This window comes from Bacteroides sp. AM41-16, assembly GCF_003603495.1.
Taxonomy (GTDB): Bacteria; Bacteroidota; Bacteroidia; order Bacteroidales; family Bacteroidaceae; genus Bacteroides; species Bacteroides uniformis.
Map to the genome: position 1 here is coordinate 42,138 of NZ_QTNE01000023.1, position 26,713 is coordinate 68,850.

At 46.0% G+C, this 26,713-nt stretch carries 17 protein-coding genes; 13 read left to right on the plus strand and 4 right to left on the minus strand.

Going from position 1 to position 26,713, the window contains the following annotated elements:
• The first annotated feature begins 138 nt into the window (after nt 1–138).
• Genes DW896_RS17775 through DW896_RS17785 form a run of 3 tightly spaced genes read left to right on the plus strand, consistent with a single transcriptional unit; the run spans nt 139 to nt 3,996 of the window.
• A complete protein-coding gene (locus DW896_RS17775; protein ID WP_005835473.1) occupies nt 139–2,274 on the plus strand; it encodes a TonB-dependent receptor domain-containing protein in 2,136 nt (711 codons plus the stop codon).
• A gap of 5 nt (nt 2,275–2,279) precedes the next feature.
• Nucleotides 2,280–3,293 carry a sensor histidine kinase gene (locus DW896_RS17780; protein WP_119993593.1) on the plus strand — a complete coding sequence of 338 codons (1,014 nt, stop codon included), beginning with the start codon at nt 2,280–2,282 and terminating at the stop codon, nt 3,291–3,293.
• A gap of 1 nt (nt 3,294) precedes the next feature.
• Nucleotides 3,295–3,996 carry a LytTR family DNA-binding domain-containing protein gene (locus tag DW896_RS17785; RefSeq protein ID WP_005828898.1) on the plus strand — a complete coding sequence of 234 codons (702 nt, stop codon included), beginning with the start codon at nt 3,295–3,297 and terminating at the stop codon, nt 3,994–3,996.
• Between the two features lie 147 nt (nt 3,997–4,143).
• Here the strand turns inward: DW896_RS17785 and serS are convergent, their stop codons facing one another.
• The 4 genes from serS to DW896_RS17810 all read right to left on the minus strand — a co-directional run bounded on the left by serS (nt 4,144) and on the right by DW896_RS17810 (nt 8,408).
• The gene (gene serS, locus DW896_RS17790) at nt 4,144–5,418 is read right to left on the minus strand and encodes a serine--tRNA ligase (protein WP_005828896.1); all 1,275 of its coding nucleotides are present in this window, start codon (nt 5,416–5,418) and stop codon (nt 4,144–4,146) included.
• 141 nt (nt 5,419–5,559) lie between these two features.
• On the minus strand, nt 5,560–5,829 hold the full coding sequence (gene rpmA / locus DW896_RS17795) for a 50S ribosomal protein L27 (RefSeq protein ID WP_005828893.1): 270 nt from the start codon (nt 5,827–5,829) through the stop codon (nt 5,560–5,562).
• Between the two features lie 22 nt (nt 5,830–5,851).
• Entirely contained in the window at nt 5,852–6,169 is a 318-nt protein-coding gene (rplU, locus tag DW896_RS17800) for a 50S ribosomal protein L21 (RefSeq protein ID WP_005828892.1), read from the minus strand.
• Between the two features lie 226 nt (nt 6,170–6,395).
• Complete coding sequence (locus DW896_RS17810) at nt 6,396–8,408, minus strand: HAD-IA family hydrolase (protein ID WP_119993595.1); 2,013 nt, start codon at nt 8,406–8,408, stop codon at nt 6,396–6,398.
• Between the two features lie 173 nt (nt 8,409–8,581).
• Between DW896_RS17810 and DW896_RS17815 the strand changes: the two genes are divergently transcribed.
• The 10 genes from DW896_RS17815 to DW896_RS17860 all read left to right on the plus strand — a co-directional run bounded on the left by DW896_RS17815 (nt 8,582) and on the right by DW896_RS17860 (nt 26,710).
• Nucleotides 8,582–10,813 carry a GH92 family glycosyl hydrolase gene (locus tag DW896_RS17815; protein ID WP_119993597.1) on the plus strand — a complete coding sequence of 744 codons (2,232 nt, stop codon included), beginning with the start codon at nt 8,582–8,584 and terminating at the stop codon, nt 10,811–10,813.
• 11 nt (nt 10,814–10,824) lie between these two features.
• Nucleotides 10,825–11,418: an RNA polymerase sigma-70 factor gene (locus DW896_RS17820; RefSeq protein WP_119993599.1), complete on the plus strand. Its 594-nt coding sequence runs from the start codon at nt 10,825–10,827 to the stop codon at nt 11,416–11,418.
• 11 nt (nt 11,419–11,429) lie between these two features.
• Nucleotides 11,430–12,419: a FecR family protein gene (locus DW896_RS17825; protein ID WP_165852978.1), complete on the plus strand. Its 990-nt coding sequence runs from the start codon at nt 11,430–11,432 to the stop codon at nt 12,417–12,419.
• A gap of 65 nt (nt 12,420–12,484) precedes the next feature.
• Nucleotides 12,485–14,761: a GH92 family glycosyl hydrolase gene (locus DW896_RS17830; RefSeq protein WP_009037050.1), complete on the plus strand. Its 2,277-nt coding sequence runs from the start codon at nt 12,485–12,487 to the stop codon at nt 14,759–14,761.
• A gap of 303 nt (nt 14,762–15,064) precedes the next feature.
• Nucleotides 15,065–18,451 carry a TonB-dependent receptor gene (locus DW896_RS17835; protein WP_009037049.1) on the plus strand — a complete coding sequence of 1,129 codons (3,387 nt, stop codon included), beginning with the start codon at nt 15,065–15,067 and terminating at the stop codon, nt 18,449–18,451.
• A gap of 11 nt (nt 18,452–18,462) precedes the next feature.
• Complete coding sequence (locus tag DW896_RS17840) at nt 18,463–20,052, plus strand: RagB/SusD family nutrient uptake outer membrane protein (RefSeq protein ID WP_005828876.1); 1,590 nt, start codon at nt 18,463–18,465, stop codon at nt 20,050–20,052.
• Nucleotides 20,053–20,074: 22 nt separating this feature from the next.
• On the plus strand, nt 20,075–21,088 hold the full coding sequence (locus tag DW896_RS17845) for a glycoside hydrolase family 18 (protein WP_005835485.1): 1,014 nt from the start codon (nt 20,075–20,077) through the stop codon (nt 21,086–21,088).
• A 9-nt stretch (nt 21,089–21,097) separates the two neighbouring features.
• Complete coding sequence (locus tag DW896_RS17850) at nt 21,098–22,252, plus strand: DUF1735 and LamG domain-containing protein (RefSeq protein WP_005828870.1); 1,155 nt, start codon at nt 21,098–21,100, stop codon at nt 22,250–22,252.
• Between the two features lie 38 nt (nt 22,253–22,290).
• The gene (locus tag DW896_RS17855; RefSeq protein ID WP_009037048.1) at nt 22,291–24,273 is read left to right on the plus strand and encodes a BT_3987 domain-containing protein; all 1,983 of its coding nucleotides are present in this window, start codon (nt 22,291–22,293) and stop codon (nt 24,271–24,273) included.
• 166 nt (nt 24,274–24,439) lie between these two features.
• Nucleotides 24,440–26,710, plus strand: coding sequence for a GH92 family glycosyl hydrolase (locus tag DW896_RS17860; protein WP_005828868.1), 2,271 nt, complete (start codon nt 24,440–24,442; stop codon nt 26,708–26,710).
• Nucleotides 26,711–26,713: the final 3 nt, after the last annotated feature.

The window sequence follows — 26,713 nt, forward strand, 5'->3', positions numbered from 1 at the left end:
AAGATAGGGGTTATTTGGTAATATCAAAAGAAGAATAGGGTAAAACTGCATGTTGTCACTGGATAACATTCCTTTGTCACTATAATTTGTTCACTTTCTACAGCCTGCCTACTTTTGAAATAAAAAATGAGGAAGAGTATGTATCGAAATGTTTTTTTAGGGGCAATTTTATTGAGTATGCCTTTGGTGGTTTGGTCGCAGCAGGATACGATTGCCGACCAGCGTTTGGAAGAAATTATGGTAACTGCTAAACTCCCGTTGGTAGAAATATCTGCCGGTAAAACAAGTTACCGGATGGATGCGTCAGTCACTCAAAGTACGGGAAGTCTTTATGATGTTCTTGCTTCCCTGCCGGGAGTCGTGATAGATTCCAATGGTAATATCTTGCTGAACGGACAAAGCGGTGCGACGATTCTGATGGATGGCAAGCCTACTTATCTTTCGGGAGATGAATTGATGAGTCTGTTGAAATCTACTCCTGCAACTAATGCTGATAAGATAGACTTGATAACCCAGCCTTCCGCACGCCACGATGCGGCGGGAAGCTCCGGGTTGATTGATATCCGTACAAGAAAAATCAGACTGCGCGGTGTGAATCTGGCCTTGAACGGCAATGGCAGTCTTGGACGGACGGGTAGCGGTTATGGAGGTGCCTCCATGAATATCCGGGAGAATAAGTTCAATCTTTATTTGAACTATTCGTATTATCAGGGGAAGGATGTCATAGACTTGTTTATCGACCGTGCGTTCGAACGGGATGGAGGAAGGATGATGCAGGACTCTTACCGGAAGCGTAGGAATTATTCGCACTATTTTCGTACCGGATGTGATTATTATCTCAATGAGCGGACAGTTTGGGGAGTCTCATTGGGTGGAAACTTTTCCCGGCAAAGGGAAAATGCAGGCATGTTTACGGAAATCCGAGAAACCGGAGTTGCGGGAAATACTTACAGCCATGCGGAGCAAAACCGGAATAATGTTTCTGCCGGAACCAGTATGGTGCACAAGCTGAAAAGAGAAGGGGGAGAACTCAGCGCTTCTTTTGATTATTTCCATTACTACCGTGTTGGAAACCAGTTGATGGATAGTTTTAAGCCCGATACATTGAAAGGGGATATGAAGGGAAATACCGACTTATATGTCGGACAGATAGATGCGGTTTATCCATTGAGTGAGGTTTGGAAGTTACAGGCCGGAGTCAAAACCTCATTTGTTACGATAGACAATACGGCAGGTTATATGCGTCCGTCGGTTTCCGGCTGGCTGCCGGACGGGGCACTTGGTTCCCGATTCGTATATGATGAGAATATCAATGCCTCTTATCTACAAGTCGGCTATGAGAAAGACCGCTTGAAAATCTCAGCGGGTCTAAGGTTGGAACATACCCATGTACACGGGGATTTTGGAGGAAATACACAACAGAAAGACTCTTCGTTTACAACGAATTACTTCCATTTGTTTCCTACTATTGCTTTGCAATACGGTTTGACTTCGGAACATCTGTTTCAGCTTTCGTATGGCAGGCGTATTACCCGCCCCAATTATGGTGATTTGAATCCTTTTACCTATATATTTGATGACTATACCCATGAAGGGGGAAATACGAAGCTGCATCCTTCTTTCTCTGATAATATAGAGTTGGGGTATGTGTATCGTGACTGGTTTCAGACAGTGCTCTTTTTCTCGCATACAGATGATGCTATCATGAAGAGCTATCGCGAACAGGAGGGGCGGCGTATCTATGTAATGCCCCAGAATCTGTCTTCCTATGTACAGACGGGTATGCGTGTACATGCCGCCAACCTCTCACCTGTTTCTTTTTGGAAGGTGAATCTGACCGCTATCGGTATTTATAATAATTATGGTTGGACGGAGCAAGGGCAGAAAATGAAAAACCGTATGTTTACCCCGATATTCGGCTGCATGAACCAGTTTGCTTTCACTTCCGTATGGTCGGCCGAACTTTCGGCAAATTATAATGGACGAATGGCCTACGGACAAGCCACAGTACATCCGGCGCTGGAAGTGAATGTCGGCATCCAAAAGAAGATGTTCCGTAACAGATGCACCGTTACCTTGTTTGCCAAGGATGTATTCAACACCAATTATCAAAAAGTAGATATTCAATCTCCCGGTGTGCAGGCGTTTGTTGACGAACGGCACAACAAACGTGTGCTGGGTATTGCTTTCGCCTGGCGTTTTCAAAAAGGCAGCGAGACAAAAGAAAGCAGAAGGAAAAAAGAAATAGATGAAACAAAAAGAGTAAATTTGTAACTGTTATGGGCAGACTGTGGAACAAGTGGCTGGTGCCGGCATTATTTGCCGTGATTCTTTTTCTGTGTATTCGTGTGGCGAATGATATTCCGAAACATGAATACTATTGGGAAAGTAATGAGTGGAATTTCATGCTGAAGGATATGCTTGTGGTACTCTTCATGTCTTATCCTATCTTTTTTCTATTGAAGTATTGGCTTCGTTTGTGCCGGAAGCGGAAGTTGGTATGGTGGCAGGAATACGGGGTAGTTGTCCTGACGGTTCCCGTCTGGTGTCTTCTGACGATGTGGGTCATCCGCTTTTTGATGGGGGTAAGTCTTGATTTATACGATGCGCCTGTTCCGGCCATAGTCAGTATGTTGCTTGGCGGCTTCTTTTATATATTCTTGCGTAATCAGATGATACAGAAGGAAAATGAAGCTCAACGCCTGCAGTTGGAGAAGATAAAAAATGACCAGCTCCAGACAGAACTGAAATTCCTTAAAGCGCAATATCATCCACACTTTCTTTTTAATGTACTCAATACGGTTTATTTTCAGATAGATGAGAATAATGAGGCTCCGCGGCATACTCTTGAGCAATTGTCCGATTTGCTTCGTTACCAATTATACAATGATGGGGAGAAAGTGCAAGTCCGTGTGGAAGTGGAATATCTGAAACAATACATCAGCCTATGTAAACTTCGTGCTACGAAGCGGCTGCAGTTGCAGGTGCATTTCGATGAAATGGAGGCGCAGGTTGAGATTTATCCATTGTTGTTTGTACCGTTGGTGGAGAATGCTTTCAAATATGTGGGAGGGAACTATTTTATAGCTATGGATATGTGTCTGAAAGAAGGCAAGTTGTGTTTTAGTATTGAAAATTCTATACCGGAACCATTAGTGCACCAGAAAGGAAAACATGGAATCGGCATAGAAAATCTGAGGCGCAGGCTGGAGCTGCTATATCCGGAGCGTCATACGCTGGATATAAATAGAGGAGATACTTTGTTTAGAGTAAAACTTGTGATAGAATTATAGGATGAAACAGGTAAAATGTGTAATAACCGATGACGAGCCTACTGCATGTGAAGGATTGCAACGCTATGTGGAAAAGGTGGATTTCCTTTCTTTAATGGGTGTATGTGAAGATACTATGCAGTTGAACACTCTTTTGCAGACTGAGCAGCCGGACTTGTTGTTTCTGGATATTGAAATGCCTTATCTTTCGGGGCTTGAACTCTTGGCATCTCTTGCCCATCCGCCTCATGTGATTATCACTTCCGCTTATGAGCAGTATGCATTGAAAGGTTATGAACTTGATGTTACGGACTATCTGTTGAAACCGATTTCGTTTGACCGGTTCCTGAAAGCGGTGAATAAAGTACATGGTCTTTTGCAGCAGGAGAAATGGCCGGATGAAGCTAATAATTTTATATTTGTCCGTTCAGACCGTCAGATGCATAAGGTGTTGTTTAAGGATATTCTGGTGGTGGAGGGGCTGGAAAATTACGTCTGTATTTATACGGAAAGCACAAAGCTGCTTGTACGTTCTACCATGAAGCGTATGATAGAGGCTCTTCCTGGTGGAGTATTTCAGCAAGTCCATAAATCATATCTGATAAATTTGGAAAAGATTGAGATGATAGATGGCAATCGGATTATAGTTGGGAGGCATACTGTTCCGGTGGCACGTAATTTCCGCGAGGAGGTGTTTGCACGTATTTTGAAGAATACTTTGTAGTTGCGCAGGAGAAGCTTGTCATGATAAAACTCCGGGCACGAATTACATGGATTTCACGTTTTTTGCTAACCGCAACTGTGAAATTCATGTAATTCGTGCCCGAAAGAAAGTGTCAAAGGCGTATTGCTGCACGTGACTATTATGGCCTTAGTCTATTATTTCAAATCCCGTATACGGAACCAATGCCTTTGGTATGCGGATTCCTTCTGGAGTCTGGTTGTTTTCCAGCAAGGCGGCAACGATGCGTGGCAGAGCGAGTGCGGAACCGTTCAGCGTATGGCAAAGCTCTGTTTTCTTTTCTGCCGTACGGTAGCGGCATTTCAGACGGTTGGCTTGATAAGTGTCAAAATTAGAGACGGAACTTACTTCCAGCCAGCGTTTCTGTGCTTCGGAATACACCTCAAAGTCAAAACAGAGGGCAGCCGTGAAGCTCATATCGCCACCGCAAAGGCGCAGGATGCGGTAGGGGAGTTCCAGCTTTTGAAGCAAACCTTCTACGTGGTCCAACATCTCCTGGTGGGATTGTTTGCTGTGTTCCGGTTTGTCGATGCGTACCAGTTCCACTTTGGAGAATTCGTGCAGGCGGTTCAAGCCACGTACGTCTTTCCCGTATGAACCGGCTTCACGGCGGAAACATTGTGTGTATGCACAGTTCTTGATGGGCAACTGCTTTTCGTCCAGAATCACATCACGGTAGATGTTGGTTACGGGGACTTCGGCGGTAGGAATCAAGTAGAGGTCGTCCACTTCGCAATGATACATTTGCCCTTCCTTGTCAGGCAGCTGTCCCGTGCCGTAGCCGGAAGCGGCGTTCACCACTGTGGGCGGCATTATTTCCGTATAGCCGGATTTGCGTGCTTCGTCCAGGAAGAAGTTGATGAGTGCGCGTTGCAGTTGTGCGCCTTTGCCTTTGTATACGGGGAAGCCGGCACCGGTAATCTTGACACCCAGGTCAAAGTCTATCAAGTCATATTTCTTGGCCAGTTCCCAGTGGGGCAGGGCGTCTTTGGGCAGCTCGGTTTCCATACCACCTATTTTCTCTACTACATTGTCGTCGGCACCTACGCCTTCAGGCACGCTGTCGTAGGGAACGTTGGGGATGGTATAAAGCAAAGTCTGCAAATCGTTGGCAGCCTGGTCCATATTGGCTTGCAAGTCCTTGTTGACTTCTTTCAGCTCGGCCACGCGGCTTTTGGCGGCTTCTGCTTCTTCTTTCTTGCCCTCCTTCATCAGTTGTCCGATGGATTTGGAGAGTGAGTTGGCTTCTGCCAGGTTTTTATCTAGGATGGTTTGATTGGCTTTTCTTTTGTCATTGAAGTCCAGCACTTGTGCAATGGTTTCTTTTGCATTCTTGAAGTGCTTCTTTTCCAGTCCGCGGAGAACCGCGTCGGTGTTTTCTGTAATTTGTTTGATGGTAAGCATATCTTATACTTGTTTTTATGTTATTCGGTTTTTTGAGTGCAAAGATATGGAAAAAACAAATAAAGTGTTGCTTTTGACATAAAAGAAAGGGATGCAACCTATTCGGATTGCATCCCTTTTCCTTATTTCTTGTTCGGAAACTTATGCTTCTGCATTTTCTGCAGGGATAACAGAAACTGAACGTCTGTCTTCCTTGCCCACTTTGAATTGTACAGTTCCGTCTACTAAAGCGAAAAGAGTGTGGTCTTTTCCCATACCGATGTTATTACCCGGGTGGAATTCAGTACCTCTTTGACGAACGATGATGTTACCTGCTTTGCAAGCTTCGCCACCAAATATCTTAACGCCTAATCTCTTGCTCTGTGATTCGCGGCCGTTCTTAGAACTACCGACACCTTTTTTATGTGCCATTTCTTCTTACTGTTTTAATTGATTAAGCTACTACTTCTGTAATTGTTAACTCTGTGAATTGTTGACGGTGACCGTTCAACTTACGATAACCTTTTCTTCTTTTCTTGTGGAAAACAAGAACTTTATCGCCTTTTACCATGTTTGATACGACCTGGCAAACAACCTTTGCACCCTCTACTGTGGGAGCACCTACGGTGATGTTGCCGTCTTTGTCTACCAAAAGAACCTTGTCAAACTCTACTGTTGCACCGTTTTCTGCATTCTGGATGTGGTGTACAAACAGCTTTTTGCCAGCTTCTGCTTTGAATTGCTGACCGTTGATTTCTACAATTGCGTACATTTCTTATATATAATGTATAAGTTAGCTCCGTCGGGTGGTCTCTAATCACTTAGAAAGCACTTGGTCGAACCCGGTGCGGAATAATCGGGCACAAAAGTACTCTTTTTATTCTAAATGGACAAATGTTCTTTTGCTTTTTTGTTCTTTTAATGCAGATTGTACTTTTAGATTATTGGAGAAAAACTGTTTCATCAAGGAGAAACAGTCCGTGTAGGGATGGTTTCTGTTACAAAATGAATTTCAGAACATAGATACCGGCCAGCATCAGCGCCATTACAAGACACGCGAATATGACGAGTAGCACAAGACTGTAAGTCAGCATGAGGATAGTGCGCCAAAAGCTTCTCCACCAGGTGCAGCGGTACAATTGTTTGTAATCCCAACAGAATAGGACGAAAATAAGCCATAAAGGCAGCTCATACAAATCGTCTACCTTTGCGTACCCGTTGAAAGGCAGCACGATGATGCTCAGCAGGAGTATCTGGCAAGCTATGTAGGCTTGTATGAACACATGCTCCGTGGTATTGTAGTTTAACTTATATTTCCGGCGTCGGAAGGCAAGTTGGGTGGCAAGTGCAAACAAAGGCAGTGTGGCAATGATGCGGAATGCCTTGTTTCCGTGTCCCCAGCTCTTCATCAGATTCCATACTTTCATTAGGAAAGGAGAGTTCTGTAAGACTTTTTCCAGTCTGTCTCCCACTTCCGAGGTGTCGTTTACAAATTCATCGATGAGGTCGCCATCATCGCTGTTCTGTTCGGACACCTGTGTGGCAGAAGTGGAGTCGTTCTTCTCTTCCAGTTTGTTCAAGCTTTTCTCCAGGCTTTTTATAGTGATGGCGAGGGCTCGCTTTTCCTCTTTGCTATAGGTTTTCTCCATCTTTTTGGTAAGCTTCTCTTTAGCGGCAATGATTTCTTCTTTGTCTGTCTGCTCTGTCTTTTCCGTCTTTTCTTTTTTGCTTAGGGCTTCCGGGTCTACCAGTTGCACAGCCATGATATAAAGGGCTGCAAGAATGAAGAGTGTCTGGAACGGGCGAAAATACTCTACACGCTTACCACCGATGAAGTCTCTAATCATGTACCCCGGACGGTAGAGGAGTTCCAGAAGGGTACGTCCAAAGCCATTATCTATATTGAAGAAGCCTCCGGCAATGTTTTTAAGCGCGTTACTCAACCGATAGCGTGGAGTGTTACGGCTTTGTCCGCAACGGTTACAGTAGTTGCCGGTATAGGTGGTGCCGCAATTCAGGCAGGTGCAGGTTTCGTTGCCAGCGGGAGGAGTTTTTCTCCCTTGTATCAGCTTGATGTGAAATGCGCGTAAGCGTACTGCGCAGGGGTGCCACCATGAGTCGATGAAAGTTTTTGCTTTGTTGGGTAGTATCCTTCTTTTTTGGAGGATACCCCACAATGTCAGTATGAAAACAACCGGGAAGAAGTTGCTGTCGTCGGTCATGTCCAGCTCTTCAATAGCCAGCCAGAAGAGTGTCACTAGAAGGAGGATTTGCCAGACGCTTATCCTTTTCTGTTTCCGGGGAGAAGTGGCATGCGCATTTTCCGGCCGGATGGGATTTTCAATCTTGAATATGGAAGGATGCTCCTCCTGAACTGCCAGCAGTTCTTCCAAGGTGTTCATTATTTTCCGGTGTGGGTACTTCTCCAATTCTTTGGCAGTGGTTACTCCGTGGGTGACTCCAGCAAAGTCTACTCCGGCCGCTTGGGCTGTTTCCGCATCTACCGTGCTGTCGCCTATATAGAGGGTCTCGGCTTTGCTGACATGTAGCCGCTTAATGGCAAGGAGTAGCCCTTCGGGAGATGGCTTGGCGGCTTTCACGTCTTCACCACCCACGATGATGTCCATAAAATCTTCAGGAAAATGCTGGTTGAGGAGTTCCTTGATGCGGAATCGGTATTTGGTCGAGATGATTCCGATGCGGGCGCCGGAGTCCTTCAGTGCAGTCAGTACGGACTTGGTTTCCAGGAAAAGCACCGTGTTGACAGTCATATGCGTATCGGCTTCTTTTCGGTATTCTGCCTTGAATCCTGCCAGTTGTCCGGCATCTGTCACGCCGGTGAGGATGGAAAAAGAGTCTTCCAGAGTCTTGCCGATAGTACGTTTGATGTCGTCATCCGTCACCTCTGTATATCCGTGACGGGTCAGTACGTTGCGGAAACAAGTGACGATTCCGCGGGAAGAATCAGCAAGCGTATAATCAAAGTCGAAAAGATAGGTCGTGTAATTCATTGTGACTTTTTGTGACAAAGATAGTGTAAAGTATATTTTTACAAAATAAAAAAGAGGATTAATCGGAATTTTGTATTACTTTTGTTTGCATGAATTCTGTAGAAAAGTGACAAGATGTGTAAGTGTTTTATCCGGTTAGGTTGTTATACTATACACGTTAACCCTATAATGTTATGAATTTGATAAAATCTTGTTGTTTGTTTGTGGTCTTTTCATCCTTTCTGGCATGTACCTCGCAGGTGTCGGATGTGAAGAGTGTGTCTTATACAGAGTTTGTGAATCCCTTTATCGGTACAGATTTTACAGGAAACACCTATCCGGGTGCCCAGGCGCCGTTTGGCATGGTGCAGCTCAGTCCTGACAACGGACTGCCGGGCTGGGACCGTATTTCCGGATATTTTTATCCGGACAGTACCATTGCAGGCTTCAGCCATACCCATCTCTCCGGAACCGGCGCTGGTGACTTGTATGACATCTCTTTTATGCCGGTGACATTGCCTTATAAGGAGGCGGAAGCTCCGCTCGGCATTCACTCTTTGTTCTCTCATTCGGAAGAGTCGGCAAGCGCTGGATATTATCAGGTGCGTCTGAAAGATTATAATATAAATGTAGAGTTGACGGCCACCGAGCGTTGTGGCATTCAGCGGTATACTTTCCCAAAAGCCGATGCTGCCGTTTTCCTGAATTTGCGGAAAGCCATGAATTGGGATTTTACCAATGATTCTCACATAGAAGCCATCGATTCGGTAACGGTGCAAGGTTACCGTTACTCTGACGGTTGGGCACGCGACCAGCGCCTCTACTTCCGTACACGTTTCTCCAAACCGTTTGCTGCGATGCAGCTCGATACAGCTGCCATAGAGAAAGAAGGCAAGCGGATAGGGACATCTGTCATTGCACGATTCGACTTTCAGACTAAGGAAGGAGAACAGATTCTTGTCAGTACTGCCATCTCCGGTGTAAGTATGGAAGGGGCGGCACGTAATCTGGCAGCAGAAGTACCTGATGATGATTTCGACAAATACCTGGCTGCTGTGCAGGATGATTGGAACGAACAATTGTCCCGGATAGAAATAAAATGCGATGACCGCGATGAGAAAGTCAAGTTCTATACAGCTTTATATCATTCGATGATTGCTCCTACCATTTACAGTGATGTGGACGGCGCCTATTACGGTCCCGACAAGCAAGTGCACCGGGTAGAGGGCTGGACAAATTACAGTACTTTCTCCTTGTGGGACACTTACCGTGCGGCTCATCCTCTCTATACTTTTATTGAGCCGGAACGGGTGAATGATATGGTGAAGTCCTTCCTCGCCTTCTTCGAACAGAACGGCCGCCTTCCCGTATGGAATTTTCAGGGGGGCGAGACAGATATGATGATAGGTTACCACTCTGTACCGGTTATTGTAGATGCCTATCTGAAAGGTATTGGGGACTTCGATGCGAAAAAGGCCTTGGAGGCTTGTGTAGCTACTGCCAATATCGATTCCTATCGTGGCATTGGGTTATATAAGAAATATGGCTATGTTCCTTATAATGTGACGGATCAGTATAATTCGGAAAACTGGTCACTTTCTAAAACACTGGAATATGCATATGATGACTATTGTATAGCCCGTATGGCAGAGAAGCTGGGCGATAAGGAGGTTGCGGACGAGTTTTATAAGCGTTCCCGTAATTACCGGAATGTCTACAATCCGGTAAGTTCTTTCATGCAGCCCCGTGATGACAAGGGAGAGTTTATCCGGAACTTCTCGCCGGACGACTATACTCCGCACATCTGCGAGAGCAACGGCTGGCAATACTTCTGGTCTGTGCAGCAGGATATTGACGGTTTGATAGTTTTGACCGGAGGTAAGGAACGGTTTGCCCAGAAGCTGGACAGTATGTTTACTTACAATCCTTCTGCAGATGATGAGTTGCCTATTTTCAGCACCGGGATGATTGGCCAGTATGCGCATGGAAATGAGCCTAGCCATCACGTCATCTATCTGTTCAATGCTGTGGATCAACCTTGGAAAACCCAGAAATATGCAGCCCGGGTGATGCGTGAACTCTACCAGAACACTCCTGCCGGTTTGTGCGGCAACGAGGATTGCGGACAGATGTCCGCCTGGTATGTGTTCAGTGCGATGGGCTTTTATCCGGTAGACCCGGTTGGTGGAAAATATGAAATCGGTACCCCCCTATATCCGGAAATGAAGATGCACCTGCCCGGTGGAAAGACCTTTACGGTACTGGCGCCGGCGGTGAGCAAGGAAAATTGCTACATTCAATCTGTCAAACTCAACGGTAAGAACTATGACAAAAGTTATATTACGCATGAACAGATAATGGATGGAAGTGTTTTCGAATTTGAAATGGGGGATAAGCCAGGTCAGGCATGGTACAGTCCCCGATAACCGGCTAACATATGAATGAACATTTCGACTTGACATATAAATCCCTTTTCCGCAGGTATTATACCAACCTGCTGTTCTATGCCACACGCATTGTGGGGGAAGAAGATGCGGAAGATGTGGTACAGGATGTTTTCGTGGAGCTGTGGAAGCGGAAAGATACCATGAAGGTGGGAGAGCAGATTCAGGCTTTTCTGTATAGGGCGGTGTATACCCGTGCCTTGAACGTTCTGAAGCATCGGGACATTGTGAGTGGCTATGAGGCTGTCATGCTCGAAATCCATAAAAAGAGGGTTGAGTTCTATCAACCTGACAGCAATGATGTGGTGAAACGGATAGAGGATACCGAACTTAGGAGGAAGCTGTCCGATGCCATCAATGAATTGCCGGACAAGTGCCGGATGGTATTCAAACTCAGCTATCTGCATGATATGAAAAATAAGGAGATAGCTGATACGATGGGAGTGTCATTGCGTACGGTGGAGGCCCACATGTACAAAGCTTTGAAGTTGCTGCGTGATAAACTGGGGTATCTGAACCTGATGTTGGCTCTGTTTTTCATCGGGAAAGTAAGTGTTTTTGCGAGCAGCGTTGTTTTATTATCATAATGAAGGAAAGAATGAATAAGTTGAATGAGGAGATATTGGCCAAGTTCCTTATGGGTGAATGTACGGAAGATGAACTTCGTGAGGTGAACGCCTGGCTGGAAGAGTCGGGTGAGAATGCACGCGAATTGTTCAGGCTGGAGGAGATTTACCACTTGGGGAGACTGGGGGATACTTCGAATACACAAGACATAGAAAAGGCCGAAAAGCGATTGTTTAAAAGGCTGGAACAAGAGAAGACGAAACAATACAAGGTACGGAGGATGGTTGGGTGGATGCGGTATGCGGCCGTATTTGTGGGCTTCTTCCTTTTGGGTACTTTCGGCTATCTTTTTTATCAGACTTATAGCCAGCCGGAAACATTACTGGCTGTCACCACTCATGATAAGATTAAGGAACTGAAACTGCCGGATGGAACCAAAGTCTGGCTGAATAAAAACACTACCCTGAAATATCCACATGAGTTTGCAGGGAAGGGAAGAAAGGTTTATCTGGAAGGAGAAGGATATTTTGAGGTGATGAGGAATCCGGAAAAACCGTTTGTCGTACAGAGTGAGGCCATGCAGGTCAGAGTATTGGGAACTGTTTTCAACCTCAAGTCTGACAAGGCTAAGATGTCTGCAGTAGCTACCCTTTTGAAAGGCGAAGTAGAGGTGAAAGGTAATCATGGCGAGGGTATGATTATCCTTGCCCCCGGACAGAAAGCCGAGCTGAACGGAATGACTAGGCGTCTGGTGGTGAAGCAGGTGGATACGGGAATCGAAAACTGGCACAATAATGAGTTTGTCTTTGAGAAGGCTGACCTATACACCATTGCGCGTACATTGGAGAATTCGTATGGGGTGAGGGTAATTCTGGCACCGAACATAGATGTAAGCAAGACCTACTCGGGTACACTGAAGAAAAAAGAGAGTGTGGGGGCTGTGCTGAATCTGATAAAGAATACCATTCCATTGGAGTATAAAATTGTGGGGAACAGTGTTTTCCTCTCCTCAATGAAGTAGGAAGGCCGCACAAATTCGAGATATGACGAGAAGAATTTATTTAATACTAACAACTTTCTAATATTATGCGAAAATTAATCCTATTGTTTCTTTTTGTGAGCACTTCCTTGTGGTTGCATGCCAAGGACTTTACCCGGTATGTCAGTCCTCTTGTCGGCACGCAGTCTACTTTCGAGCTTTCCACCGGTAATACCTATCCTGCGATCGCACGTCCCTGGGGTATGAACTTCTGGACTCCTCAGACAGGTAAGATGGGTGACGGCTGGCAATACGTCTATACCGCGAACAAGATCCGTGGTTTCAAGCAGACACACCAGCCCAGTCCTTGGATTAACGACTACGGGCAGTTCTCCATCATGCCGGTGGTTGGCACGCCCGAGTTTGATGAGGAGAAGCGTGCAAGCTGGTTCTCCCACAAGGGCGAAGTGGCACTTCCTCATTATTATAAGGTGTATCTTGCCGAACACGATGTGGTTACCGAGTTCACCCCTACCGACCGTGCCGTATTGTTTCGTTTCACTTTCCCTGAAAATGATCATTCATACATTGTTGTCGATGCCTTTGACAAGGGCTCTTATGTGAAGATACTTCCGGAACAGAATCGTATTATCGGTTATACTACCCGTAACAGCGGCGGTGTTCCCGAGAACTTCAAGAACTATTTCGTGATAGAGTTCGACAAGCCTTTTACTTATAAGGCTTCTGTAGCCGATGGCGTCTTGAGCGAGAATAAGGTTGAGCAGGAAGCCGGACATGCCGGTGCTGTTATCGGTTTCAAAACCCGCAAGGGTGAAGTGGTACATGCCCGTGTAGCCTCCTCTTTCATCGGTTTTGAGCAGGCTGACCGTAACTTGAAGGAGCTTGGCAATGACAATTTGGAAACATTGGTTCAGAAAGGCCAGGATGCCTGGAACAAGGTGCTGGGCCGTATTGATGTGGAAGGCGGAACCCTTGACCAGTACCGTACTTTCTACTCATGTTTGTATCGTTCCTTGTTGTTCCCGCGTGCATTCTATGAACTGGATGAGGCGGGAAATCCGATTCATTACAGTCCCTACAATGGGCAAGTGTTGCCCGGCTATATGTATACGGATACCGGTTTCTGGGACACTTTCCGCTGTCTTTTCCCATTCCTCAACCTGATGTATCCGTCGGTGAACAGGCAGATTCAGGAAGGTCTTGTCAACACCTATAAGGAAAGCGGTTTCTTCCCCGAATGGGCAAGTCCGGGTCACCGTGGCTGTATGATTGGCAACAACTCTGCTTCCGTACTGGCAGATGCCTATCTGAAAGGTGTGAAGGTGGAGGATGTGCAGACGTTGTACGAAGGTCTCATCAACGGTACAAAGAATGTCCATCCCGAGGTCTCTTCTACGGGTCGCCTCGGCTATGAGTATTACAACAAGCTTGGTTATGTTCCCTACGATGTGAAAATCAACGAGAACACTGCCCGTACTTTGGAGTATGCTTATAATGACTGGTGCATCTACCGCATGGCAAAAGAACTGAACCGTCCGAAGAAGGAGCAGAAACTCTTTGCGGAACGTGCCATGAACTATAGGAATGTATTTGATAAGGAAAGCAAGCTGATGCGTGGTCGTAATCAAGACGGCCAGTTCCAGTCTCCTTTCTCTCCTTTGAAGTGGGGTGACGCCTTTACTGAAGGTAACAGCTGGCACTATTCCTGGTCTGTATTCCACGACCCTCAAGGTCTGATAGACCTGATGGGTGGAAAAGAGTCTTTCGTAGAGATGCTTGACTCTGTATTTATTGTCCCGCCCTTGTTCGATGACAGCTACTACGGCCAGGTAATCCATGAAATCCGTGAGATGACAGTGATGAATATGGGTAACTATGCCCATGGCAACCAGCCCATCCAGCACATGATTTACCTTTATAACTACGCCGGGGAACCTTGGAAGGCCCAATATTGGCTTCGTCAGGTAATGAACCGCATGTATACTGCCGGTCCCGACGGTTATTGCGGTGACGAGGACAACGGTCAGACTTCCGCGTGGTATGTCTTCTCTGCACTTGGTTTCTATCCGGTTTGCCCTGGTACGGACGAGTATGTATTGGGCGCCCCTCTGTTCCGTAAGGCTACCCTCCATTTCGAGAACGGTAAGTCCCTGACAATTGACGCTCCGGATAACTCACCGGAGAACATGTATATCGAGTCTCTCAAGGTGAACGGCGTGGATTATTCCAGGAATTATCTGACGCATGGCGATTTGCTGAATGGCGGTACCTTGAGGTTTGATATGGGCAGCCAGCCTAATATGAAGAGAGGTACGCAGCCGGAAGATTATCCTTATTCTTTCTCGAATGAACTGAAGAAGTAAAGAATAGTAATAATATAGTAAGAAAAGGGTTGCCTCGAAAATAAGTTGATATATCATTTTGTTATTTACTATCTGTATTATAGGTGTTTTTCTTGAATCAGGTGGAAATAATTATTTGCTTCGTTAGTAATATTGAGCAAAATGATATATCAACTTGTTTTCGGGGTAACTCTTTTTTTTAGGATTAATGATAAAAAAGATACTTTTTCAGTAAGTGTATTTTCATTGTCTGTTGTTTTATATAGGAATGCGAGAGAATGAATCTCTCGAAGTAATTTATTGTATAACCTATAAATTGTGTTTATGAAAGACAATTATGCTTTTCGGAGTTCGACGTTCATGCGGGCTTTATTAGTTTTGTTGTTCATGGCAGTTTCTATCCAGTGGGGCTTTGCCCAGTTAAACCTGAATGTGTCTCGCGGCACATTGGGGACAGTCATTGAACAAATCAAGTCTCAATCCAAGTATCAATTTTTTTATGACGACAAACTGGCTGCGTTGCCGGTAGAAAACGTCAAAGTGAACAATGCGTCTATAGAAGATGCTTTGAATGTTATTCTCAAAGGGAAAGACATTTCCTATAAAGTGGAGGATAACATCGTTTATCTTTCTGAAAAGTCTGCTGCTCCTCAAGAGGGCAACCAACAAGGGAAAGAACGGACGATTACCGGAGTCGTGTCAGATGACATGGGACCTCTGATTGGTGTGAATGTATTGATAAAAGGTACCAGCAACGGGTGTATTACCGACCTCGACGGTAACTTTACGCTGACCACTACGGAGGCGAATCCGGTGATTGTATTCTCTTATATCGGTTATACTACGCAGGAAATCCCCGTGAAAGGTAATGCGCCGATTAATGTAATGATGGCCGGAGATACCCAACAGCTTGAAGAAGTTGTGGTTACTGCACTCGGTATCAAGCGTTCGGAAAAGGCATTGTCCTACAATGTACAGCAGGTGAATACAGATGCCATTACTTCCAATAAAGATGCCAACTTTGTGAACTCATTGAGTGGTAAGGTAGCGGGTGTGAACATCAATGCTTCTTCATCCGGTGTAGGTGGTGTATCAAAGGTAGTGATGCGTGGTACGAAATCTATCATGCAGTCTTCCAATGCACTTTATGTAATTGACGGTGTGCCTATTTTCTCTGGCCGTGGTACTGCCGGAGGTAAGGAGTTCGACTCCCAGGGATCTTCAGAACCGATTGCCGATATCAACCCGGAAGACATCGAGTCAATGTCAGTCCTGACTGGTGCCGCCGCTGCTGCCTTGTATGGTTCGGAAGCTGCCAACGGTGCCATTGTCATTACTACAAAGAAAGGTAAAGAAGGTAAGGTGAGCCTTACTGTCAGCAGTAATACTGAATTCACCAATCCGTTTGTGATGCCGAGCTTCCAAAACCGTTACGGTACGGGAACCGGTGGTGTGATGAGCACTTCAGGAGCCATGAGCTGGGGAGCGCCTTTGTCTGCAGCCAATAACTACAATTACAGCCCGAGAGATGATTATTTCCAGACGGGTATTGTAGGAACAGAGAGCATTTCTTTGTCAACCGGTACAGAGAAAAACCAGACGTATGCATCGGCTGCTGCTGTAAACTCCAAGGGTATTGTTCCCAACAACAAATACAACCGTTACAACTTTACGGTACGTAACACCACTACTTTCCTGGACGACAAGATGACTCTGGATTTCGGTGCAAGCTATATTCTGCAGAATGACCAGAACATGACGAACCAGGGTACTTACAACAACCCGTTGGTGGGTGCTTATTTGTTCCCGCGCAGCAACGACTGGTCTGATATCAGCATGTATGAGCGCTATGACGCTGCCCGTAAAATTTATACGCAATACTGGCCGGTAGGTGACGAAGGTATGGTAATGCAGAATCCTTATTGGATTAACTACCGCAATCTGCGCCAGAACAAGAAGGACCGCTATATGCTGAATGCCGGTTTGAGCTATAAGATTCTGGACTGGCTGACTGTTTCAGGACGTGTACGTTTGGATAACTCCAACAATGATTATACAGAAAAGTTCTATGCTTCTACCAATACACAGCTCACCGAGAGCTCTTCACGAGGTCTTTATGGTATTACCAAGACGCAGGACAAACAGTTGTATGCAGACTTCCTGGTGAGTATCAACAAATATTTCGGTGAAGATTGGTCACTCCAGGCCAACGTCGGTGGTTCATTCTCCGATATACGTTCGGATGCAATGAAAACACGTGGTCCGATTGCTGATGGTGGCGATGCCTTCAGCGGCGAACCGGTAGGTTTGACCAACTACTTTGCCATCCAGAACCTGAGTGCCAGCAAGACACAGCGTTTGCAGGAAGGATGGCGTGAACAGACCCAGTCTCTCTTCGCTTCGGCTGAGCTTGGTTACAAGAACACTTACTTCTTGACGCTGACCGGACGTAACGACTGGCCTTCACAGCTGGCAGGTCCCAACTCCAACAGCAAATCATTCTTCTATCCTTCAGTCGGTGGTTCTGTTGTACTGTCTGAGTTAATGCCTAACTTGAACAAAGATTATCTTTCTTTTATAAAGGTTCGTGGTTCATGGGCATCTGTTGGTAGTGCTTTCTCCAGATATTTGGCTAATCCCCACTATGAATGGAATTCAAGTTCCGGCCAGTGGAGTATCACGACCCAATATCCGTTGTACAATTTGAAACCTGAACGTACCAATTCTTGGGAAATCGGTTTGAACATGCGTTTCCTCAAGAACTTTGAATTGGACGTGACATATTACAATGCCAAGACTATGAACCAGACATTCAACCCGCAGTTGCCTGTCAGCGGTTGGTCGGCTATGTATATCCAGACTGGTGCCGTACGTAACTCCGGTATTGAGTTGTCGCTGAATTACAAGAATACCTGGAAAGATTTTACATGGGATACCGGTATAACCTTCTCCAGTAACAAGAATAAAATCCTGACTTTGGCAGACAATGCCATCAATCCCGTTACCGGTGAGCTGTTCTCTTTGAGCACGTTGAATATGGGTGGCTTAGGTGATGCCCGCTTCTTGCTGAAAGAAGGTGGGAGCATGGGTGACCTTTACTCACTGCGAGATATGAAACGTGATGCCAATGGACAGATTTTTGTGGACCAAAATGGAACGGTTGCTACGGAAGCCATAACGGCCCCGGATAAATACATCAAGTTGGGAAGCGTACTTCCTAAAGGTAATTTGGCTTGGCGTAATAACTTCATTTGGAAGAATTTCACAGCAGGTTTCTTGATTTCAGCCCGTTTGGGTGGTGTGGTTTACTCACGTACACAAGCTATGTTGGACTATTACGGTGTGTCCGAGGCTTCTGCCGATGCACGTGATTTAGGTTACGTGTTGGTGAATGGTAGAGATAAGGTAAACCCCGAAACATGGTACGGTGTAGTAGGTAGCGGCACGTCTGTTCCCCAATACTACACTTATTCTGCTACCAATGTTCGTCTGCAGGAAGTATCTTTGGGTTACACCATCCCCAGAAAGTTGTTGAATGATGTGTGCGATATCAAGGTTTCGTTGGTAGGCCGCAACTTGTGGATGATTTACAGCAAGGCTCCTTTCGATCCCGAAAGTGTAGCTTCTACCGATAACTTTTATCAGGGAATAGACTATTTCATGATGCCGGCTTTGCGTAACATCGGCTTTAGCTTGAGCTTTAAATTTTAATACCAAACGATATGAAAAAGAAAAATATTATAAATAAATTGATTGTTGCTCCGTTGGTTATGGGCTTTATGTCCTGTACCGGCAATTATATGGATATCAACTCCAATCCTTATCAACCGGGTGATTTGACTCCGGATGATTATGCACTGGGTTCTGCCATGAGTAACTTGGCAAGTACGGTTATCTCATCAGATGTCAATACGGCACAGTTTACTGATTGTTTGTTGGGTGGACCGTTGGGAGGTTATTTTGCCGATTCAAATGCCGGCTGGTCCAATACAATATCCAATTTTAATGCTACAAATGACTGGACGCGTGTGTTCTTGATAAGTGACCGTATCATTTCAACACTTTACGGTAACTTGAGCACAGTGAAACAAGTATCGGAGAATACCAATAATCCGGTTCCTTATGCCATTGCTCAAATCATAAAGGTTGCTGCCATGAGTCGCGTGACTGATGCGTATGGTCCTATTCCTTATTCTAAAATCGGTCAGGATGGCAAGATTACCATTCCTTATGATACGCAGGAAGAAGTATATAACGCATTCTTCAAGGAACTGGACGAATCCATCGAGGTGCTGACTGAAAACAGAAATGCGGCGTTGGTTGCTTCTGCAGATTTCGTGTACAGTGGTAATGTACAGAAGTGGGTGAAGTTTGCCAATTCATTGAAACTGCGTTTGGCTATCCGTATTGCCAATGTAAGCCCTGCTAAGGCTAAAGAAATGGCTGAAAGTGCAGTGAATCACGAGTTGGGTCTGATTGAAACAAATGCAGACAATGCTACATGGAAGTATTTCGGTACAATTAGCAATCCGTTGTTTGTGGCAGTACGTTACAATGAAGAAGCTTCAGGTGGTGATACCCATCCTGCTGCCGACATCATCTGCTACATGAACGGTTACAACGACAATCGTCGTGCCAGCTATTTTGAGGAATCAAAATGGCCTGGAGAGACTTATGTAGGATTACGTCGCGGTATCAACCTCAGTAAGATGAAGGAGTATTTCATCAATTATTCACGTGTGAAGATTTCCTCTTCTGATCCCGTGCTTTGGATGAATGCGGCAGAAGTTGCTTTTTTGCGTGCTGAAGCCACTGCAATCTATGGTTTCAACATGAAAGGAACCGCTGCTGATTTTTATGAACAAGGTGTCCGTCTCTCTTTCGAACAGTGGGGAGCTACCGGTGTAGACAGCTATCTGGCTGATGAAAGCAGTGTACCTGCTCTTTACAAAGATCCCGCCGGTCTTAATACTTATGAAAAGAACCTTTCAGCCATTACTGTCAAGTGGAATGAAGGGGCATCCAAGGAAGAAAAACAGGAACGTATCATTACCCAGAAGTGGATTGCGAATTGGCCGTTAGGTAACGAAGCTTGGGCTGACTATCGCCGTACAGGCTATCCCAAACTGTTGCCTGCAACCAGTGAAGGTAACTTGAGTGGTGGAATTGTTGATAGCGAGAAAGGTGCACGCCGTATGCCTTATCCTTCTGAAGAATATACAAGTAATACTGAAAACGTGCAAGAGGCAGTAAACAGCTATCTGGGTGGACCGGACAACATGGCTACTGACGTATGGTGGGCACGCAAATAATAACAATAAATGCTGAATAATTATGAAATTATATAAGAAATCATTCAAAGGAATCGCGCTGGCAGCTTTTTCCGTATTGGCATTGTCTGCCTGCTCCGACTGGACGGATTCAGAGAGTATTAAACTGAAAGAACCCGGAATCGACGAACAGTCTCCCGAACTGTATGCCAAGTATCTGAAGAACTTGCAGGAATACAAGAATTCTGACCATAAGATTGTATACGGCTGGTTTGATAATAGTGAGAAAGTTCCTTTCAGCCGCGGGCAGCACATGTCGGATGTTCCCGACAGCCTGGACGTAATTATCGCAACTACTCCCGATTTGGCGGAATTCGAATTGGAAGATATTGCAAATGTACATGAGAAGGGAACGAAAGTATTCTATTCCATCAGCTATGACAATATCTTGAAGGAACATACCGACAAGGTGAAAGAAGGAACAGAAACATCTGCATTCTCGGCTTATCTGTCGGCTGAGCTGAACAGACTGATAGCTCTTGAAGCACCTTTCGACGGTATTGTAGCCGAGTATCGTGGTAGCAATCCTATCTACATGTCCGAAGCCGACAAGGCTGAAGCAAAGGCAAATCAGGATACTTTCTTCGGTGTGATATCCAACTGGAAGAGTGCCAATTCAGGTAAGCAACTGGTGTTCCAGGGGTATCCTGCCAACCTGATAGGCCAGTCTGTGCTCTCTTCTTGTGACCATATCATCTTGATTACAAATGATGTCACGGATGTTGCCCAACTGGGGATAGAAGCGCTTCAGGCCTTGATGGCAGACGGTGTTCCGGCTGACCGCTTCATTGTATCGGCATCTACCGTCTCTCTGGATACAACAGATAAGACTACCGGATATTACAATGCTTTGAGAGCTCTGTCGGAAGCTGCTTATTGGGTGACAGAACCGTCTGCAGAGTTTACAAAAGCTGGTCTGGCTATTGAGAACATGCAGAATGATTATTACAATGCTACCAATACCTATCAATACGTGAGAGAAGCTATCAATATTATGAATCCTGCTCCTAAAAAATAAAAGAATATCATGAAACTGAAAAGTATATATTTAGTATCGATGGCATTATTGGCAGGTGTATTTGCTGCTTGTAATGATAATGACGTTGAGAATTTCGATAATCAGGTGTATATCAACGGCTCGGCGATGACCAGTACTGTGTTGTTGAAAAACACTGTTTCCGATACGGAAGGTTCATTCCGGATTTCAATGGCTCGTCCTGAATCGCAGGATATAACTATTGCCTTGAAGGCGGACCCTTCACTGGTAGCTACTTATAACGCTACCTATTATGACACAGCCGAGGCTCTGCCGGAAAACTATTATACGGTAGAAACTCCGCAGGCTACCATTTTGGCCGGTGCTGTCATTTCAGACGACATCACTGTCAGCTTCAAGAACTTGACGGAGCTGGACCGTGAGAAGGTATATGTATTGCCGGTTACGGTAGACCAGGCAAGCATCGGAGTCTTGAAGAGCTCCGGTACCATGTACTACGTGCTGAAGGGTGCCGCATTGATTAATACGGTTCCTGATATTACCAAGAATCTGGTTTACGTAACTTGGACCAATCCAGATGTAGCCAATAATATGAATAAGCTGACGGCAGAAGCGTTGATTCGTGTAAGCAAGTTTGACAAGATGCTGACTTCCATTATGGGTATCGAAGGTAAGTTCCTGCTCCGCATCGGTGATGCCGGAATTCCTCAAAACCAGTTGCAGGTGGCTACAAGTAGCGGCAATGTGACCGATGAGAGTCTGGTTATTCCGACAAACGAATGGACACATATCGCTGTGACCTACGATGCGGATGCAAAAACAGTTATAATCTACATCAATGGTAAGAATATGCTGGAGACTACTTTGGACTGCGGAGTCGTGAACTGGGGCCAGACCATGACCGATGAAGGTAACGGATTCTGGATTGGCCATTCATACAATCGTGACCGTTGGTTGGAAGGTAATATCTCAGAGGTGCGTATCTGGAACAAGGTGTTGACATCAGCAGAAATCAATGCAAAGGACCACTTCTACCAGGTAGAGCCGGATGCTGACGGACTGGTTTCTTACTGGAAGTTCGATGAGGGCGCCGGTACTGCCATTCACGATTATAGCGGAAATGAGAACAATGCTACTGCAGTGGAATCATTGACTTGGACTGCTGTGGAACTGCCCGCTAAATAATTTAGTTATACCTTAATTCAAATAAAAAGATATTGATTATGAAATATATGAATCATGTAAAATCAGGCTTGCTGGCAATGGCTTTTGCATGTGCAGGAATATGCTTCACCGGTTGTGAAGATGATGTTGTCATCAACACCGGCAACAGTGACAAGCTGGATACTGTGGATGGCGTGTATGGCTATGTAAAGTCTGCCGCCGGTGCACGTGAACTTACTCCGATTTCTGTTTTTGGCGACAAGGTTGCTACCGGACATCTCTATTTTGAACTGAGCAAAGCTGCAGAGCAGGATGTTACGGTGACCTTCAAAGTGGACGAAGACGTTTTGGAGGCTTACAATAAGAAGAATGGAACAAGCTATAAAATGTATCCCGCCGATAAGCTGAGCCTGGCGAACGGTGGAACTGCCACTATCAAGGCGGGCGAACAGAAGTCGGCTTCTGTGGAACTGAATATCAATGCCGGAGGCACAATCGGACAGACTTATGCTGTTGCCGTTTCTGCATCTGCCAATAACGGTGTGGAAGTTTCTACAAACAATCAGGAATATATTTACTTGGTAAAGCCTTTGGCTGCTATTCCTGAGAGTATCAGTAAGGGTGATATACTTACACATTGCTTTGTGGAAGTAAATGACGAGAACATCTTGAATATGGGTGAATATACCATGAAGAGCAACGGAAAGCCTTTCTTTGATGTAGTCAGCATTTTTGCTGCCAACATCAATGTGGATAGCAAGACCGGTCGCGTACATGTTTTCTGCAATGACCAGGTTTCCTTCTTGCTGAGAAATGCGGATAAGTTCATCCGTCCTTTGCAGGCTAAGGGCATTAAGGTGGCTATGACTATTCTTGGCAACCATGACGAGGCTGGTATGGGTAACCTTTCGGAAGCTGCTGCCAAAGACTTTGCCAAGGAACTGAAAGCCTACTTGGATATTTATGGTTTGGATGGCATCGACTTTGATGATGAGTACACCAACTACAACAACTCCAATCCCGGTCCCGGCTTCGAAACACGCTCACGTGCCAACTTCGCGCGTTTGGTTTATGAGTGCCGCCAGGTATTTGGCAACAAGTTGATTGGTGTGTATGAATATGGTTCGCTCGACTCTCCAGACGGTGAGGTAGAGGGTATGAAGGTAGGTGACATTGTGGACTATATGACCTACGGTTACTACCAGAATCAGAATCCCGAGGGAGCCTTTGGCCGTGAAGAGTCTCATTTTGAGAACCTGCCCAAATCCAAGTATGCTCCGCTGCCTTGGAAGATTAATGATGAGTTGAACGGAGGTTGGAGTGGATTTGACAAGAGCAAATTCCAGAAAGTGAAAGATGAAGGTTATGGCATTCAGATGTTCTACAATCCCAAACCGCTGGTGTATCAGTATTATACGTTGCTTTCGGAAATAAGTAAAGTACTTTTTGATGATGAAGTGGAGTGGAGCGGCAAGTACTGGAGCCGTATCGGTGAAGCTTATCAGGGCAAAATGTTGGGTTATGAAGATTTGGTCGGCGAGTGGAAAGTAACTTCCAGTAACTCTCTCTTTACCTATGTGGATGAAGAAGGCAATCCTCGCTGGTGGGATTGGAAAGGCAGTCAGGAGTTTGAGAAGAATGTAATTATAGAGAAGGATGAAGAAGGTACCGGATATGTGGTTTACAACTGGGGTACTTTCCCCGAAATCACCGGTAAGTATCCGATGCATTGCGATTACTATAACGGTGCACTGCTCATCTATCCGCAAACCATTCATGAGGGCGATGCTGAAGACCCTGCTACCTACAAGATGCATTTCGGTACTTACAGCAAGAATTTCCAGTGGAAAGCATATCCTAACTATGATGATTACTATATGGATGGTGCTATTGCTCCTAACGGTGATATGCATATCTATGGCTTGGGCAACAGATGGGCTATCAATCCCTATAAGTATGTAGGCGGTGAGATTGAGACCGACATCTTCCCCGATGTTCCTTACTTCGTGAGTGAGAACTATACGATGAAGAAGGTACGCTGATGCCGTGTTTTCCGTAAACTGAGGTTTCGGAAAACGGATGCTTGAACCTTTTCATACATGAAACAAAGGAGGGCTTTGCTCAAAGTAATAGGGCGGCCCTCCTCAAGCATTCTCATATAACAAGATTCTATTATGAAGCTATACACCTACTTATACAATAAACAATATGAAGAAAAACATGAAATCTAGTTCCATACTGTTGGGTGGACTTTTTCTGCTGGGGGCGGTTTGCAGCTGTACCCAGACGGCACCGGACTATGCGTCTTACGTCAATCCGTTCATCGGTACGGGTGGACATGGGCATACCTATCCCGGAGCGGTAGTTCCCAACGGGATGATTCAGCCCAGCCCCGACACGCGTATCTACGAGTGGGATGCCTGCTCCGGATATTACTATGCAGATACTACTATCAACGGATTTTCACATACCCACGTCAGCGGTACGGGTTGTGCCGATTACGGGGATGTGCTGCTGATGCCCACTGTAGGTCGGCAGGATTACCACTCCATGGGCTCGAAGAGCCAGCAGATGGCGTACGCCTCTGCCTTTTCCCACGAGAATGAAACAGCCGAACCGGGATATTATTCCGTATTTTTGGACCGCTACGGGGTGAAAGCCGAACTGACCTCTACCAAACGTGCGGCGATTCATCGCTATACCTTCCCGAAAGCGGAAGATGCAGGTTTTATCCTCGACCTGGATTACAGTATCCAGCGCCAGAAGAATGAACAGATGGAGCTGGAAGTAATCAGCGATACTGAAATCCGTGGACGCAAGAAGACTGTATATTGGGCTTTCGACCAGTATATCAACTTCTACGCTAAATTCTCCAAACCATTTACCTATACGCTGGTCACGGACTCCATGGCATTGGACGAAGGCGGTCCGCTTCTGCCTACAGCTAAAGCTTTACTGCAATTCCAGACGGAGCCCAATGAGGAGGTATTGGTAAAGGTAGGTGTGTCTGCCGTGGATATGGACGGTGCCCGCAAGAATGTGGAAGCCGAAATCTCCGGATGGGATTTTGACGGTGTGCGCCGTGCTGCCCGCCAGCAGTGGAACACTTATCTTTCCAAGATTGACATCGATACGAAGGACAACGACCAGCGTACCATGTTCTACACGGCACTTTACCACACGGGTATGCAGCCCAACTTGTTTACCGATGCTGACGGACGTTACTTTGGTATGGACTTGAAGCCCCATCAAGGCAGGGTGGACGAGCCTATCTACACCATTTTCTCTTTATGGGACACTTTCCGTGCCTATCATCCGCTGATGACGATTATTGATCCTGAACTGAACGAGGCTTTCATCCGTTCGCTCATCCAGAAGTCCCGCGAGGGCGGCGTCCTGCCTATGTGGGAACTGGCCGGAAACTATACGGGTACCATGATTGGTTATCATGCAGCCTCCCTCATAGCGGATTCTTATGTAAAGGGATACCGTAACTTCGACGTGCAGGAGGCTTACAAGGCTTGCCTCCGTACGGCAGAATACGATACGACGGGTATTATCACCCATCCTTTGGTTGTGCCGCATCTGATGCCGCAGGCCAAGTACTGGAAGAACAAGATTGGCTACGTGCCTTGCGATAAGGACAATGAGTCCGTGGCAAAAGCACTGGAATATGCTTACGATGACTGGTGCATCTCCGTACTGGCAGGTGCCTTGGACGACGAAGCCAACCGCGATAAGTATGCGGCCTTTGCCGAGGGATATAAAGTTTATTTCGATCCGAGTACCCGCTTCATGCGCGGACTGGACAGTGAGGGCAACTGGCGTACGCCTTTCAACCCCCGCGCTTCCAATCACCGTAACGATGACTATTGCGAAGGTACGGCATGGCAGTGGACTTGGTTCGTTCCCCACGATGTGGACGGATTGGTAGAACTGATGGGAGGACGCGACGCCTTCATCGGCAAGTTGGATTCTCTGTTCACGGCCGATTCCAAGCTGGAAGGTGAATCGACCTCGGTGGATATTTCCGGTCTGATAGGTCAGTATGCCCACGGCAATGAGCCAAGCCATCACATTGCCCATCTCTACAACTACGTAGGCCAGCCCTGGCGTACGCAGGAGATTGTGGATGAGGTGCTGCATACGCTTTACTTCAACAACCCCGACGGACTTTCGGGCAATGAAGACTGCGGACAGATGTCTGCATGGTACATTCTGAATGCGATGGGCTTCTATCAGGTATGCCCCGGCAAGCCGGTATATTCCATCGGACGCCCGCTGTTCAACGAGGCGACCGTTCATCTGAAAGACGGCAAGTCGTTCAAGGTGATAGCCCACAACAACAGCCGCGACAACAAGTATGTGCGGAGCATTGTGCTGAACGGCAATAAGTTGGAGACTCCATTCTTCACGCATCAGGATATAGTGGACGGCGGTACGCTGGAGCTGACTATGGGCAGTGAACCGTTGAAGTGACAC